The organism is Sulfurimonas sp. HSL3-2, assembly GCF_039645965.1.
In the GTDB taxonomy this organism is placed as follows: Bacteria; Campylobacterota; Campylobacteria; order Campylobacterales; family Sulfurimonadaceae; genus Hydrocurvibacter; species Hydrocurvibacter mobilis.
Genome location: NZ_CP147917.1, coordinates 336,731 through 351,940, shown reverse-complemented (window position 1 = coordinate 351,940; position 15,210 = coordinate 336,731). Strand labels below are relative to the sequence as shown.

General features: G+C 39.8%; 15 protein-coding genes and 1 pseudogene. 5 read left to right on the top strand and 11 right to left on the bottom strand.

The features are described from left to right. Position 1: 1 nt before the first annotated feature. Entirely contained in the window at positions 2–751 is a 750-nt protein-coding gene (bamD, locus tag WCX87_RS01870) for an outer membrane protein assembly factor BamD (protein WP_345980348.1), read from the bottom strand. Between the two features lie 121 nt (positions 752–872). Between bamD and fliW the strand changes: the two genes are divergently transcribed. Both fliW and WCX87_RS01860 read left to right on the top strand, forming a co-directional pair. Further along, entirely contained in the window at positions 873–1,259 is a 387-nt protein-coding gene (gene fliW, locus WCX87_RS01865; protein WP_345980347.1) for a flagellar assembly protein FliW, read from the top strand. Then, the gene (locus WCX87_RS01860) at positions 1,259–2,020 is read left to right on the top strand and encodes a pyrroline-5-carboxylate reductase (RefSeq protein ID WP_345980345.1); all 762 of its coding nucleotides are present in this window, start codon (positions 1,259–1,261) and stop codon (positions 2,018–2,020) included. The genes fliW and WCX87_RS01860 overlap by 1 nt, the downstream gene beginning before the upstream one ends. Before the next feature lie 50 nt (positions 2,021–2,070). Here the strand turns inward: WCX87_RS01860 and pckA are convergent. The 4 genes and pseudogenes from pckA to WCX87_RS01840 all read right to left on the bottom strand — a co-directional run bounded on the left by pckA (position 2,071) and on the right by WCX87_RS01840 (position 8,194). Next, positions 2,071–3,659: pseudogene (gene pckA / locus WCX87_RS01855) on the bottom strand (phosphoenolpyruvate carboxykinase (ATP)). A 190-nt stretch (positions 3,660–3,849) separates the two neighbouring features. Next, on the bottom strand, positions 3,850–6,411 hold the full coding sequence (locus WCX87_RS01850) for a plasma-membrane proton-efflux P-type ATPase (RefSeq protein WP_345980344.1): 2,562 nt from the start codon (positions 6,409–6,411) through the stop codon (positions 3,850–3,852). Between the two features lie 19 nt (positions 6,412–6,430). Next, positions 6,431–7,588, bottom strand: coding sequence for an aminoacetone oxidase family FAD-binding enzyme (locus WCX87_RS01845; protein ID WP_345980343.1), 1,158 nt, complete (start codon positions 7,586–7,588; stop codon positions 6,431–6,433). A 3-nt stretch (positions 7,589–7,591) separates the two neighbouring features. Then, complete coding sequence (locus WCX87_RS01840; protein ID WP_345980342.1) at positions 7,592–8,194, bottom strand: ferric reductase-like transmembrane domain-containing protein; 603 nt, start codon at positions 8,192–8,194, stop codon at positions 7,592–7,594. A gap of 63 nt (positions 8,195–8,257) precedes the next feature. Here WCX87_RS01840 and WCX87_RS01835 point away from each other — a divergent pair, with 63 nt between their 5' ends. The 3 genes from WCX87_RS01835 to tilS are packed head-to-tail and all read left to right on the top strand — an operon-like array spanning position 8,258 to position 11,232. After that, positions 8,258–8,887 (top strand): MarC family protein, encoded by a 630-nt coding sequence (locus WCX87_RS01835; RefSeq protein WP_345980341.1) that lies wholly within the window; start codon positions 8,258–8,260, stop codon positions 8,885–8,887. A 40-nt stretch (positions 8,888–8,927) separates the two neighbouring features. Beyond that, positions 8,928–10,241 carry a 30S ribosomal protein S12 methylthiotransferase RimO gene (gene rimO / locus WCX87_RS01830; RefSeq protein ID WP_345980339.1) on the top strand — a complete coding sequence of 438 codons (1,314 nt, stop codon included), beginning with the start codon at positions 8,928–8,930 and terminating at the stop codon, positions 10,239–10,241. 4 nt (positions 10,242–10,245) lie between these two features. Next, on the top strand, positions 10,246–11,232 hold the full coding sequence (tilS, locus tag WCX87_RS01825) for a tRNA lysidine(34) synthetase TilS (RefSeq protein ID WP_345980338.1): 987 nt from the start codon (positions 10,246–10,248) through the stop codon (positions 11,230–11,232). Here tilS and WCX87_RS01820 read toward each other — a convergent pair. From WCX87_RS01820 to WCX87_RS01795, 6 genes are all read right to left on the bottom strand, one after another. Then, positions 11,216–11,791, bottom strand: a complete 576-nt coding sequence (locus WCX87_RS01820) for a hypothetical protein (RefSeq protein WP_345980337.1) — start codon at positions 11,789–11,791, stop codon at positions 11,216–11,218. The two genes, tilS and WCX87_RS01820, sit on opposite strands and share 17 nt — an antisense overlap. Further along, positions 11,788–12,306 carry a hypothetical protein gene (locus tag WCX87_RS01815; RefSeq protein ID WP_345980336.1) on the bottom strand — a complete coding sequence of 173 codons (519 nt, stop codon included), beginning with the start codon at positions 12,304–12,306 and terminating at the stop codon, positions 11,788–11,790. Before WCX87_RS01815 ends, WCX87_RS01820 begins: the two co-directional genes overlap by 4 nt. Further along, positions 12,303–13,220: a hypothetical protein gene (locus tag WCX87_RS01810; protein ID WP_345980335.1), complete on the bottom strand. Its 918-nt coding sequence runs from the start codon at positions 13,218–13,220 to the stop codon at positions 12,303–12,305. The genes WCX87_RS01815 and WCX87_RS01810 overlap by 4 nt, the downstream gene beginning before the upstream one ends. Positions 13,221–13,314: 94 nt before the next feature. Continuing rightward, on the bottom strand, positions 13,315–14,160 hold the full coding sequence (locus WCX87_RS01805) for a tyrosine-type recombinase/integrase (protein ID WP_345980334.1): 846 nt from the start codon (positions 14,158–14,160) through the stop codon (positions 13,315–13,317). Further along, a complete protein-coding gene (locus WCX87_RS01800; RefSeq protein ID WP_345980333.1) occupies positions 14,135–14,596 on the bottom strand; it encodes a hypothetical protein in 462 nt (153 codons plus the stop codon). The genes WCX87_RS01805 and WCX87_RS01800 overlap by 26 nt, the downstream gene beginning before the upstream one ends. Beyond that, positions 14,586–15,209, bottom strand: a complete 624-nt coding sequence (locus WCX87_RS01795) for a lysophospholipid acyltransferase family protein (RefSeq protein ID WP_345980332.1) — start codon at positions 15,207–15,209, stop codon at positions 14,586–14,588. Before WCX87_RS01795 ends, WCX87_RS01800 begins: the two co-directional genes overlap by 11 nt. Position 15,210 lies beyond the last annotated feature (1 nt).

Here is a 15,210-nt window from a genome sequence, read left to right as displayed (position 1 = left end):
ATTATTTTTCTCCATCATTTGTACTATTATCATCACTTTGAATACTATTTCTTGATACGACACTGCGGGTATCCGGGATTAAAAATCCATACCAGCTTGCACTTCCGTCACCTTCAAACCACTCTCTGTACCATGGAGTATTGGCACGATCTATTTCATCCCATTTTATCCACGGCTGAGGCTGAACATCTCTGTAGTACTTTGCACTTTTTGGTTTATCTATCCTGTCATAAAGAGATGCGATCGTCTCATTTAAAGCTGCTCTTGCCATATAAAGTCTTGTCAACATCGTATCCACGATCGGATAGTAGACAGAGTTCGGGTACTTCAGCTTAAAGCTCTTTGCCGACTCTATCGCTTCATCTATTAAAGCCTGATCACGACGCGGGTTCGGCAGAGCCATATATTTCGCTTTGATCTCTAAAAATTCTGAATACTCTTTCTCGTTGGCATTCGCATATCTTTTTACATACTCGTCTAAAAAGTGTTCACTCAGCAGATACTCTTCATAATACATATGCGCTACTGCAAGGATCAAAGTTGCTTCGCGAAGCAGAGGCGATCCGATATGTTCACCTTGAAGTGAGCTGTAGTAATTATCTGCTTTTTCCAGATTTCCGTTTGAAACGCTTTCTATTATCTTAGAGTACCAATACATGGCAGGTTTATTATATTCGTCATCATTTTTACTACATCCGGTAAAAACAATAAAGAGTAAAAGTAATGGTAATAGTGTTTTTGTTAGTATCAAAATATATCCTTATGTGTTAGATTGGTATTTTATCGAAAATAATTGTTACACTACATTAATCGGTTACCAAATTAATGCAAATATGCTACAATATTGCCAATGTTATTATAAAGGTTTATTTATGATATTTGAGATCAAAAGTCCCTTGTTAGGTTTTGAAAACATAACAAAAATGGAGTTGACTAAGATAGATGACGTCTTTGCGAGACTCCAAGTCACAGATGCGCCTGAGCCATCTTTTACACTTATAAACCCTTTTGTTTTACGTGAATATGATTTTGAAATCCCGACTGCAATACAAACACTTATGGAGATCAATGAAAAATCGAACCTATTGATCTACAATATGCTGATTATCAATACACCAATCGAAGAATCTTTTGTAAATTTTGTAGGACCGTTAGTGTTTAATCTCGATAACAATACAATGGCACAAGTCATCCTAGCTGACAACTCACCGTATGCAGTAGCAGAAAAACTTTCAAACTTTTTAAATAAAGATCAATGATGAAGTCTAAAATAACACTTATCGGTAACGGAAATATGGCCTTTGCAATAGCATCAGGACTGGTATCTACGTACGATGTAGAAGTTGTCGGACGCGATATGAGCAAGCTTGATGATTTTGAAGCAAGATTAAAAACAGATATCAAAAAGACACTTTATAAAGATTTTAACGCAGAAGACAAAAGTCTGATACTCTGTGTAAAACCTGCCAATATCACAGCTATGAAGAGCATGATAAAAGGAAAAGCCAAAGCTTTATACTCTGTTTTAGCGGGAACTGCTATTGAGATCTTAAAAGCTAATATTGATGCCAAGAATTATGTACGCTCAATGCCGAATCTCGCAGCAAACATCAAGAAATCGATGACGACGCTTACCGGTGACGAAGCTTGTAAAGAGGAAGCTATTAATATATTCAGCTCTATCGGCTACACGCTTTGGGTATCTTCAGAAAAAGAGCTCAATATTGCTACGGCTCTAGCTGGAAGCGGTCCTGCATATTTAGCACTTATTGCTGAAGCTCTTGCAGACGGTGCAGTCAAGCAGGGGCTTAAACGTGATGATGCCATGACGCTTATGCGCGGGCTGTTTGCAGGATTCGGCGATATTATCCAAGATGTGCATCCTGCTGTCTTTAAAGATGCCGTAATGAGTCCTGGCGGAACTACTGCTGCGGGATATAGTGCATTAGAGGAAAACGGAGTAAGAAACGGGTGTATAAAAGCTATAGAAGCTGCTTATAAAAGAGCTACCGAGCTATAAGTTTTAAAAGAGTAGTAAGAGCGCCTGGCTCTTACATGTAAAGAGGTTCTTTACGCTTCGATCTTCGGACCAGCTTCCGAATAATCGAACTCTGCATCTTCTGTCTGATATTTTTTAAAGTTTTCTATAAACATCGAAGCTAGTTTATCGCGAGTCTTATCGAACTCATCTTTATTAGTCCAAGCATTACGAGGATTCAATACATTCGGGTCTATCTGTCCAAGAGTTTTTGGAACCGCTAAACGGAATGTTTTTGTCATATCAAACTCACTGTTGTTGATACTTCCGTCTAAAATAGAGTTGATACAAGCACGCGTATCTTTGATACTCATACGTTTACCAGTGCCGTATCCGCCGCCTGTCCATCCAGTGTTTACAAGATAAACATTTATACGCCGTGTTTATCTATCTTCTCACCTAAGAGTCTTGCATAAACTGTAGGGTGTAACGGTAGGAAAGCTTCCCCGAAACATGCACTGAATGTCGCGACAGGTTCTGTGATCCCGCGCTCAGTACCGGCTACCTTTGCAGTATAACCGCTTAGGAAGTAGTACATCGCTTGTTCTTTTGTAAGTTTACTTACAGGAGGAAGGACACCAAAAGCATCCGCTGATAAGAAGATAATGTTTTGAGCATGTCCACCCATTAAAGATGGTTCATGGTTGTTGATGTGGTCTATCGGGTAAGAAACACGTGTGTTTTCTGTTTTTGTACAGTTTGAGTAATCGACGACACCTTCATGGTCTGTCACGACATTTTCTAAAAGAGCACCTCTTTTGATAGCTCCGAAAATCTCAGGTTCGCTTTTTGGATCAAGGTTGATGACCTTGGCGTAACATCCGCCCTCAAAGTTGAAGACTCCGTCATCATCCCATCCATGTTCGTCATCACCGATAAGACGACGTTCAGGGTCAGTAGAAAGAGTTGTTTTTCCCGTTCCGCTAAGTCCGAAGAAAAGTGCAGTATCATCGTTTTTACCGATGTTTGCAGAACAGTGCATAGAAAGTTTACCCTCTAAAGGCAGCCAGTAGTTCATCATAGAGAAGATACCTTTTTTAAGCTCTCCGCCGTACCATGTACCTCCGATGATCGCTAAGTTACTCTCGATATCGAATAAAACGAACACTTCAGAATTCAGGTTATGTTCTTGCCATTTATCATTTACCGCTTTACATGCATTTAAAACAGTAAAATGAGATGTAAATGTTTCTAGTTCCTCTTCAGTTGGACGAATAAACATGTTCTTTACAAAGTGTGACTGCCAAGCTATCTCTGTAATAAAACGGATAGAACGCTTACTTGCAGCACTTGCACCTGTAAATACGTCTGTTACGTAAAGATCTTTACCTGAGAGCTGCTGCTTTGAAAGTTCAAATAGCTCATCAAATATTGCTTTATCAATCTTCTGGTTAACATCACCCCAAGCGATATATTTGTTTGAGGGTTCTTGATTAACAAAATATTTATCTTTAGGGCTGCGGCCTGTAAACACGCCTGTATCGACAGCAGTTGCACCACTGCTTGTCATACTACATTCACCATTGTCCAGCTCGTGTTTAATCAAATCATCATAACTTAAATTATAATATATGTTACCTATATTTTTTAGTCCAAGCTGTTCAAGTTCTTTAGAATCCATAATATTTTGCCTTCAAAGTTTATACAATGTTTATAAAAACATTTTGAATGTGAAATTATACACTTAGATAACCTAAATTAAAAGTAAAAATCAGAAACTTTGCAAATATTTAATAGTGAAAGAAAGAAGAGAAGATATATATGATGTTTAGCTTTATCTGCATATGCAGATAAAGCCTTCCCAATCTATTTTAAATAATATCTTTATGGTAGCGATTTCTATAGTACCGAAGCACACCAATCTTTACGACATCGTTAAAGATAAACCAGACAAACGCATAAAGTGTCATTGCCCCTGCCCATTTCCAGCCGATAGGCTCCATCAGGCCAAATCCGTAAACGGCGATGACAAGTCCTATTATGGCACTTACAAAAGTCGCGACGGAAAGCTTTAATGACGGGAGCGGTGACTTAAAAAACCAGTCATCTATTCTGGTGTTATATATAGTCCCGTGACCGGCGATTATGAGTTTTGCAAAGAACAGTGTCTGTACAAGAGCCAGAGGCAGATCCATAACAGACATCAGTATCCAAAACAGGGTAAAAGAGGAAAGAACCCCGGCGATTCCCAGCCAAGACGAGAGTACAAATATCTCTTTCATATCCCATCTGACAGGTTTTTCTCTTACTTTTGTATTGTCATAAGCTATTGTCATTATCGGGATATCATTTAAAAGTGCCATAATAATGATCATTAGTGCCGTGACAGGATAAAAATCATACATCACAATGGCTAAAGTCATAAAGATGACTATACGTATGGTCTCTGCGATGCGAAAGATAGCATAGCTTTTCATCCTTTCAAAGATACGGCGGGATTCTTCTATAGCATCTATGATCACCCGCAGACCCGGTGACATCAAGACTATATCCGCTGCCGCGCGCGCTGCATCCGTCGCACCGCTGACAGCTATCCCGCAGTCGGCTTTTTTAAGTGCCGGTGCATCATTTACACCGTCTCCAGTCATTCCGACGATATGATCAGCTTTTTGAAGTTTCTCTACTATAAAGTATTTGTCTTCGGGAAAGACCTGGGCAAAACCGTTTGCCTCTTCTATGATGGAGATTATCTCCGACTCATGTTTTAACACACTTCCTTTTGGAATGGGCATATTGTAAAGTTCTCTCTGAACATATTTTAAAATATCTGAGACCCTTTGTTCTACCTCATCTTTAGAATCGTCCGGATTGAGATTTTTAACGATCGCTTGAGAGAGAACTTTTGAAAGATAGATATACTCCTCAACAGATTCACCCTTTAATATATGGATATCCTCGATGTTTTCACCGATACTGAGCAGACTCGAGATGTATTTTGCCACCGCGATATTATCGCCTGTCACCATTTTTACCGCCACACCTTTTGCACGTGCAGCTTCTATGGCCTCTTTTGAATCTTCCCGCGGCGGATCAAATAGAGGAAGGAGCCCTACAAAATGATAGATCTCTTCATCACTGTTTCTATAAGCAACACCGAGTGTTCTAAAACCGCGTGAGGCAAAAAGTTCTATCTGCGAGAACGCTTCCTTTACATCAAACTCTTTTTCTTCACACTGAGCTATGATGATCTGGGGAGCACCTTTTGTGACAATGAGTTCCATACCACCCTTTTGATATATTCCTTGTGTACGTTTATGTACAGGGTCAAATGGAAGAAATTTTTCGATCTCGTACTCTCTAAGTCTTGAATCAAGCTGATTCTCTTTAATGTAATCAAATATAGGTCGCTCAATCGGGTCTTGGTTCTCCTCTTTGCTGGCAAGTGCTGCATAGAGCATCAGTTCCTCTTTTGCATACTCGCCTATGATATAAGGCTCTGCCAGACTCATGGAGTTTTGTGTAAGAGTGCCCGTTTTGTCCGAACAGAGTATATCCATACCAGCTAGTTCTTCAATAGCTGCCAAACGGCTCACGATCGCATCCTTACCTGCTAAGACTCTGGCACCGATCGCCATCGTTACGGTCAGGACTGCCGGCATGGCTATGGGAATAGCAGATATCGTAAGTACGAGTGCAAAGATCAGCAGTTCTATGACATGTTCATTAGTCTTGATCCCGTGATATACGATGATGGCTATCATTACGAGTGTTAAAAGTATAAGAAAGTTTCCTACTTTGATGACCATCTTTTGAAAATGGCTGCGTTCCTCTTTTTGCGCTTTTGCGACAAGTCCGACAGTCTTTCCGAAGTAGGTATTTTTTGCTGTCTTTGTGACACGGGCGATCATCTCACCCTGTTTGATAATGGCATTTGCATAAAGCTCATCACCTACGTTCTTGTCTACGGGAAGAGACTCTCCCGTTAAAGCAGACTGATCGACAAGCAGTGTGTCGTCGCCTTTTACAAGTTCTACGTCAGCAGGGACTATATCACCGATTTTAAGCTTTATGATATCGTCCGGTACGACCATCTTGGCATCTATCTCAGTCCAAGTCCGGTTACGGTATACAAGTGCCCTGCGTGCTAGTTTCTTTTTAAGTACTGCGATTGCATTAAGCGCTTTTGATTCCTGGTAAAAATCCACGATCGCGTTGACAAGAAGCAGCACCGTTATGATGATGAAGTCTTCCCATCTTTTTACGATAGCCGAGAGTATAGCAGCGACCTCTATCATCCAAGGTATCGGTCCCCAAAAGCGTCTAAAAAGGCGTATAGCCCAGCTTTCACTTTTCTCCTCTATCTCGTTATAACCGTACTGTTTAATTCGTTCCTCTACATCTTTATCCGTTAGTCCTATTAGCTCTTCTTTCATGAAAGATCCTTCAGGCGTTTTAGATATTATAGCGTCCTTTTATATACCGAGAACAAACGACACCGCTGCTAAATGCCCATTGAAAGTTGTATCCGCCGAGCTCTCCGGTGACATCTACGACTTCGCCAATGAAATAAAGACCCTCTACTTTCTTACTCATCATTGAATGAACATCCAGCTCATCCGTCTTCACTCCTCCGCGACTCACTTCGGCTTTTGTGAAACCGAAGTTCCCTGCAGGAGAAAAAGCATACTTGTGAACATCTTGAAGGTTGCTGATATCCTCTTTTGTCAATTTATTGCAGGGTTTGTCCTCTACATGTAGGGCGTCAAGCAGCCCTTTTGAAAGACGTTTTGGAAGGTTCAGCACGCTTGAGATATTTTTTTTGCTGTTTTTGATAAGCTTGTTTATATCTTTATCCGGTAAAAAGTTGATGAACATACTCCCCTTTTTCCAGTAAAGCGAAGCACTTAAGACCACGGGACCGCTTATGCCGCGATGTGCGAACAGCATATCTTCACGCAGAGTTTTTCCCTCCACCGTTATCTCGACCTCAGCACTCACTCCACTGAGTTCTTTCATCCAAAACTGATCTTTTTGCAACGTCATCCCGACAAGTGCAGGAGAGAACTCTACGACACCGAGTCCAAAATTCGTAGCTATTTTAAGTCCGATATCGCTGGCACTCAGCGTCTTATAACTCACTCCGCCCGTCGCTACGACCAAGTTTTTTGCACTGTATGTTTTTTTTGAAGTTTTAACGAAAAAGGTATCGTCTTTTTTCTCTACATGTAAGATGTTCTCGCCAAGATGATAACTGACATTCTTTGAGAGTCTTTTAAAGATGGAGATGATCTCGTCAGAACTTTTTTGGCAAAAGTAGTAACGGTTTTTTCGGATAACAGGCTTTAAAGCGTTTGCATCCAAAAACTTCAAAAGATCATCTTTTGTAAAGCTTGACAGGATAGAAGATACAAAGTTCTCGTCACCGAGATAGTTATTCTCAGTGACCTCTGTATTTGTGATATTACACTTTCCGCCGCCGGATATCTTTATCTTTGCACCGACACTCTGGTTCGCATCTATGACACCGACTTTTAAATCTTTACCGTCAGCAAGCCTGCTGGCACACATAAGTCCGCTTGCTCCGGCACCGAGTATCAAGACATCATACATCTCTTAGCGCTTTAGAAGTTTGAGTGCCAGAAGTGCAGAGATCACGGCTACATAGATGATATCTATAAACGAGATATGTTTTTGTCCCAAAAGAAAGTGCAGGATCACAAAGACCATAGCGATGTAAAAAAGTTTATGCCAAGAGTGAAACTTTCGATATAAGAACGGTATGGATGTGATCGCCATCATCAAGATGATCGCAAATGCGAAAAGCCCGAATATGATGTAAAGATGATGGCTTACAGCTCTTGTGACATCACCCATATCGAAATGGTGTTTCAACCATATAAACACTATTACATGTAAGAAGACATAGAAAAAACCGAATAGGCCGATAAGTCTCTTGTATTTGAGCAGATCAAACTTCAGATAGCTGTGAAGAGGTTTGAGTGCAAGCGTCAAGATAAACAGATTCAACGCCGTCTTTGCGGTCGTATCTTGTAAAAACTTGACTACATTTCCGGGATATCCGCCTATGTGAAGATGCAGATAGCCGTTTAAAAACTTTGCTATAATGACAGGCATCTGCCACCCAAGACCAAGGGAATAGCAAAATGACATATAAAAAATCGGCATAAGAGCCGCAATCCAGATAATCGTTCTCATGGCGCAATTATACGATATAATGGATTAAGTGCACATCTAAAACAATACAAATCAGGAATAAGCATGGACTTTACATCATTTATCCATATTTTTATCACATTAATCTCTATCATGAATCCTCTTGGTGTAATACCGATATTTTTAGCGATCACGGCAGACCAGTCGGCACATCAAAAAAGAAGTTCTATAAAACGAACTGTCACTGCCGTTATACTCATCTTGCTTATCAGTGCCTACGGCGGTAATTATCTTCTGTCTTTTTTTGGTATCGATATCGACTCGTTTCGTATCGCCGGAGGAATTTTACTACTTCTAATGTCAGTCCATATGCTTCAAGCAAAAACACCGACAGTTAAGACAAATGAAAATGAGCAAAGCGAAGCAGTTGAAAAAGAGGATATTGCCGTTGTCCCTCTTGCCATCCCTCTTCTAGCAGGGCCCGGTTCCATCAGTACCGTGATCCTATTCTCATCTTCCATGCCCACACTCATCGATAAGCTGGCACTTGGTATCATCATCGCTGTCTCAGGGCTGCTGATACTGCCTACTCTGCTACTTTCTAAACCCATCGGCAAGCGTCTTGGAAGTACGGGACTTAACATCGCTACAAGGATCATGGGTCTCATCTTGGCATCGATCTCCGTAAAGTTTATTCTCGAGGGTGTTTTACATTTCTTAAAGGGAAATATCTAATATTGGATATAATTTCATAAATATATTAAAAGTGAAATGAATGAGTAAAAAACTACATATCGTATCTTTAGGATGTACAAAGAACCTTGTCGATACCGAAGTTATGATGGGGCGCCTTCAAAACTATGAACTGACAGATTCTCAAGAGGATGCCGATGTCATCATAGTAAATACCTGTGGATTTATCGACGCTGCAAAAGAGGAATCGATCAACACTGTCTTAAATCTGCACGATGCTAGAAAAGATGATTCACTTCTTGTTATGGCAGGATGTCTAAGCGAACGTTATAAAGAGGAGCTGGCAAAAGATATGCCAGAAGTCGACCTCTTTACGGGTGTAGGAGATTACGAGAAGATAGATGAGCTTTTAGCAAATAAAAAATCTCAGTTCAGTGAGCAGGTCTACCTTATAGACGGTGCTGAACGTGTCGTAACAGGCTCAACGTACCACGCTTACATCAAACTCTCAGAAGGGTGTAATCAACAGTGCAGCTTTTGTGCGATCCCTTCGTTTAAAGGTAAACTGAACTCCCGTTCACTTGACTCAGTCGTAAGAGAAGTGGAGTCTTTAGTCAAAAAAGGCTACTACGATTTCAGCTTTGTATCTCAAGACAGCAGTTCATACCTGAGAGATCAAAAGACGATCGACGGACTCTCTCTTTTGATCCACAGGATCGAACTTATCGAAGGAGTAAAAAGTGCGAGGATCCTCTATCTTTACCCATCGACGACATCACTCAAACTGATCCAGAACATCGGAAAGTCAAAGATATTCCATAACTACTTCGATATGCCTATCCAGCACATCAACGATGAGATGCTCAAAACGATGAAACGCGGCTTTGGAAAAGAGAAGACTATCGAGCTGCTCAATGCTATGAAAGCACTCCCGAACTCCTTTTTAAGAACGAGTTTTATCGTAGGACATCCGGGAGAGACACAAGAGATGTTTGACGAGATGTGCGAGTTTGCCGCATCTTTTGGATTTGATAGGATCAACGTATTTAGCTACTCTGATGAAGAGACGACTCCTGCATATGATATGAGCGAGAAGATAGATAAAGAGACTATTCAAAAAAGAGCTGAGATATTGGGTCAGATCGCTTTAGAGTGTGAAATGAAGAGTCTTGAAAAAGAGGTCGGTAAAACTGTCGATATCGTGATCGACGGCGAAAGCGAAGAGAGCGAGTTTATACTCAGTGCCAAAGAGCTTGCATGGGCACCAGATATCGATGGTGAACTCTACGTCAACGACAGAGAAGTAGATGAAGACTTAGAGCTTGGTAAGATCTACAAAGCTAAGATCACCGAACTTATCGGCAATAAACTTCTATGTACGGTAGACAACTCTTAAAGTCATGCTAAAAACAGCGGATATCGAACTTTTAAAAAGAGGTAAAAACCTCCTTGCCTTCTCGGGAGGAGCAGATTCGACCGCTCTTTTCTTCCTGCTTTTAGAAAACAATATCCCTTTTGATATCGCCATCGTCGATTATGCTCTTAGAGAGCAGAGTAAAGCGGAGGTCTCCTATGCGCAGGAGCTGGCTCTTTTGTATGAGAAGAACTGCTACCTCTTTACCTCGGAATCGATCGAACAAAACTTTGAGGCAGCTGCCAGAAAAGTGCGGTATGATTTTTTTGAAGAGATTATCTACGAGCATGGATATACTAATCTTCTTACAGCCCACCATTTAGGTGACAGACTTGAATGGTTCTTGATGCAGTTAAGCAAAGGAGCCGGATGTGCAGAGTTAAACTCGCTCAAAAGTTTCACAAGAAAAGAGGACTACAGTATCATCCGTCCGCTTTTACATGTAGAAAAAAGTGAACTGATCGCCTACCTTGAATCAAACTCGAGAAGATGGTTTGAAGATGAGACAAATCAAGACCTCAGTATCAAAAGAAATGAGTTTAGACACCTCTATGTAACGCCTCTTTTACAAAAATATAAAGAGGGAGTACTTAAAAGTTTTGAGTATATCGACAGCGACACTGATGAGCTTATTGAGGATGTGGATCTCCTGCATCAAAAAGAGCTGTATTACTTCAGACGCACGAGCAATCTAAAAAGCGATATTTATCATATAGATAAGGTTTTAAAGCAGCTTGGCATTATGATAAGTTCTCATGTCAGAGACGAACTGAAACACGCAGATGAAATCGTGGTCTCAAGAAAGTATGCTGTCTGTAAAACGGATGATCATATATTTATAGCACCATACTTCTTACATGTAAACATGGATAAAGAGTTCAAAGAGAGATGTCGGGTTTTAAAGGTACCCTCAAAACTCAGAACATACCTTTTTTTAAATCAAGAGATATTGGAGACTATCGCGTCACTGTAGCGTTTGTCTCTTTTGTGACGTTTGATTCATTTCTACCGTCACTTATGTTGTAGACACGCATCGTAAAAGATGAGTTTATAAGCTCGCCGTCTCTTTTAAAGTGGATAGGAAAGTTTACGCCTATGATCCAGTTCCCCTTGTTCAGACTATCTAAAAAGTTGTAAAAGACAACAGGAGAATCGATCTTAGAGGTCGCATTTACTTCATAGAGGTCAAAAGGCTGTTTCTCATCTAATTTTGACATTTTTGAGATCTGCAGATTTTGAAAAAACCTTCTGTTCTGTGCGATAAATCTCTCTTGATTGAACTGATTGTCAAATGCAGTTATAACATTTCTATGTTTTTCCTGTAACGATTTTAACTCTTGAAATGTCTCATCGCTTAACTGCTGATACTGACTCAGTTCTATAGAATGTTTGTTTGTGACTGATCTTGCCTGTCTGTAATCTTTTCCTGCAGGGATTAAAACAGCGAATGCAAAAAGCAGTATAAATATCAGAAGAAAAAGTGTGATAATAAGAAGATACAGATTTTGACGAGACAACTTAAACGATTTCACTTGAGTACCTCTTTGTTATCTATCTTATTTGTCGAAACAAAACTCAGCCATCCATTCTCAAGCTGATAAAAACTCGTATAGGTCGTATTGAAAATCGAACGCAACGGTGCTTGAAGCAAGAACTCATATACCTCTTTACTTGGTGTAGTCCCGTAGATAATAAGAGCATCTTTTCTAAGATCGACTTGAGAAAGAGTGATCCTGTCAGGGACTAGATCAAACAGGTTCTTTATACTCTCTTTTAAAACACTGTTCTCAGTAGTGATCTTCTCAGCCTTATCACTCTCTTGCTCTATCACGCTTATCTGATTTTGCATCTTCAAAATTGCGTCGTTGAGATCGACTTTTTTCTCTTCGATCCTTATGATACTTTGTTCAAACGTATATATCTTTAACTTCAAAAAACCGTATGTTAAAAACAGCATCATCGCCGATATGCTGAAGAAGACAAGTACTAGTTGCAATTCTGTCGAAACAACTTTCTTGACTCTAGGTTTGATATAACTGTATGTCATACTTTTTCCCCTTCTGCCAGATCTAGAACCTCTTGACAGATATCCATTTGACGAACATATACTTTTAAGAACAGTTCCTCTTCAAGATAGTTTTTAAGATCGCTTTCAACGTTACACGCCGCCGCTATATAAGCTGATTCTATAAATTTATTTTCATACTTTGTATCTGTATAGTACTGGTTTAATGAACTTTGAATGATACTAAAACGTCTATAGTCTTCATTAAAGCCGGCGACACTGCTGTTATCAGATTCAAATAATCCGCTGATATCTCTTACAGGCTCTTCGACTTTTATCTCTGTAAAATCTTCCAAGTCGTCTATCGAGTCCAGGTCTTCGATATCATTCAGATCATCAATATCGCCAAATCCGTCATCTATATCGATATCTTCGAGATTTACAGAATTTTGGTCATCAAGATCAAAGTCCAGTTCCTCTTTATTATCATCTATCATCGACAGACTCTCATCAAGCTGTTCTGTCCGCATATTGGCATACTCTGAGTACTTTAACACGGAGTTTTCAAAGACAGTGACTATAAGCGAATCCTCTTGGACTAAGATGAATAGCGTGGCATGCCCGTTTATTTTATCTTTAAAAAAGTTCTTTAAAACAGTGTATGGTGAAAATATAAAATCCAATCCAAAAGCTGCATATTTTTTTTCAAAATTTATAATATCTACTTTGGATGTAAAACTGTTCCAGTCATCATGACAGATACTCTGAGATGTCTCAAGATCACTGTACTTAGGAAACTCATTCATATCACATGAAGGCATCGCACCCTGACTTATCGAGTAGTCCAGTAAAGCTATATAGTAAAAAGGTGTCTCATCTATAAACGACTGTATATAGCTTACCATCTCTTCAGATACATCTCTGCCGTTAAACGTCTCAAAATAAGTGTCTTTCACTTTAGAGTTTTGCACGCTGTGTACACAAATATTGGTTTTAGAATCTGATACAATAATACTAATATATATCTTTAAATACAGACTTTGTATTATCTTAGAAAGTATCATCTATCTCCTTGCATAATGGATGTGCTTTATTGTAGTTTTGCATCTTCAGCGCACTTCCGAGCTTCGTATATATTTGTGTCGTTGCCATTGATGAGTGGCCTAAAAGTTCACTAACATCGGCTATTCTTGCATTATTATTTAAAAGTACCGTCGCGTACGAGTGACGTAACTGATGGGGAGTGACTTTTAAAGCCACTCTTTTAAACACCTTAGTAATGATATATCTTAAACTATTTTCGCTTAATTTTCGGCTATTTTTCTCAAAAAGGTATTTTTTTGGCCTCATCTCATCTAGATATTCTCTTAATAGCTTGCCAGTCGTTCCTAATAACGGAATATCTCTTTGTTTATTTCCCTTTCCTACGACACGTATCCAGTCCGTATCTATATCTGCAACCTTTAAGCCTGCCAATTCTGATATACGAAGACCTAGCGTATAAAGCATAGTCACTGCCAAACGCTCCTCTTTATCTGCTTTTTCCAAAGCTTCCATAATATGCTCATGAGGTATCGGTTTGGGAAGTGTCTTAGCGACTTTTATACTATCATCCGCTTTTAAAGTTATATGCTCACCCTGAGTGTTGAGATACTCTGTAAATGAACGAATGGCACTTAGTTTTTTTGCTATTGTCTTTTGTTTGAGAGAGGCTATCTTTATGCGGTAGGGCATAAGATTAAAAAGTGTCGTCGTCGGTTTTTCTTCGATCTCTATGCTGTCTAATGCTTCAGTGATAGCTTCATCATAGGTTTTTAAAGTGAGGTCAGAGTAGCCTCTGACTTTTTCAAGATAAATTAGAAAGGTCTTTTTATATTGAAGAGCTGATTTTTTCATGAAGTTTTACAAACTCGTTATGATAATAAGCTGCTTCTTGAACCAGTTTTTTGTCCGTTACAACGCTAGGAGAGAGTTTTATATATCCGTCAATGACTACCTCGGCCATCAATTTCATCTTCGCTTTATCGCCGCTGGTCAATGTATCTTGATGTGCCAGCTTATCGATGTCTTTCATATACTGTCTTGCCTGTCGTATATACTCTGTATACTGCAATGATATCTGAGATTGTGCCATGATGGTAGAAGCCATGCGATTGTAGACATTAAGGGCGAATGCTTCTTTGGAAAGAGTAAGCGACTTTTTATAATCACCCATGTGGTAGTAGTATTTTGCTTCAAAAGATTTTTCATATGATGGATTTATGATCAGATAAACCGCCATGATAAGTATCAATAAAAAACCGGCTATCAGCCAAAAATATCTATAGGGCATGCTCCATCAACCTCTCTTTTATCAGTTTTTTTGCATCGGCTAGATCCATCGCACTTATGTCTATGGGTTCACTGGCAAAAAATTCCAATGTTCCAAACGGCTTTGGTATGACGAACTTATCCCAGCTTCCTAGCTGCCAATAACGTGTGGGTCTACAATTATACACTATTACTTTAGCTCCCGTTCTCTGTGCCATAACGACAACTCCGTCATTTACATGATAACGAGGCCCTTGAGGGCCATCAGGAGTAATACCGATATCATACCCGTCTTTAAGACTCGTGATCGCATGTCTCAAAACTCTTGCCGCATTGCGGTTTGTAGATCCGGCTATGGTGCCAAGATGAAAATACTTCATCGTCTTAGAGATAAGCGCACCGTCGAAATGATCACTGATAAGTACGTTTGCTTTTGGAGTTTTACGAAACTGAAAGTACAAGTAAGGCTGCATTAGCAGGTCGCCGTGCCAAAAGGCAAAAACGACAGGTTCTTCCGGTATGCGAGAAGGAAGGTGAAATATCTTTCTGTTTGTGAGGTATACGAGGCGCATAAGCAGCATCCCCACAAAAGGTACAATGACTAAAGAGAGTGCCCTTAATATGCGTTTTTTCATG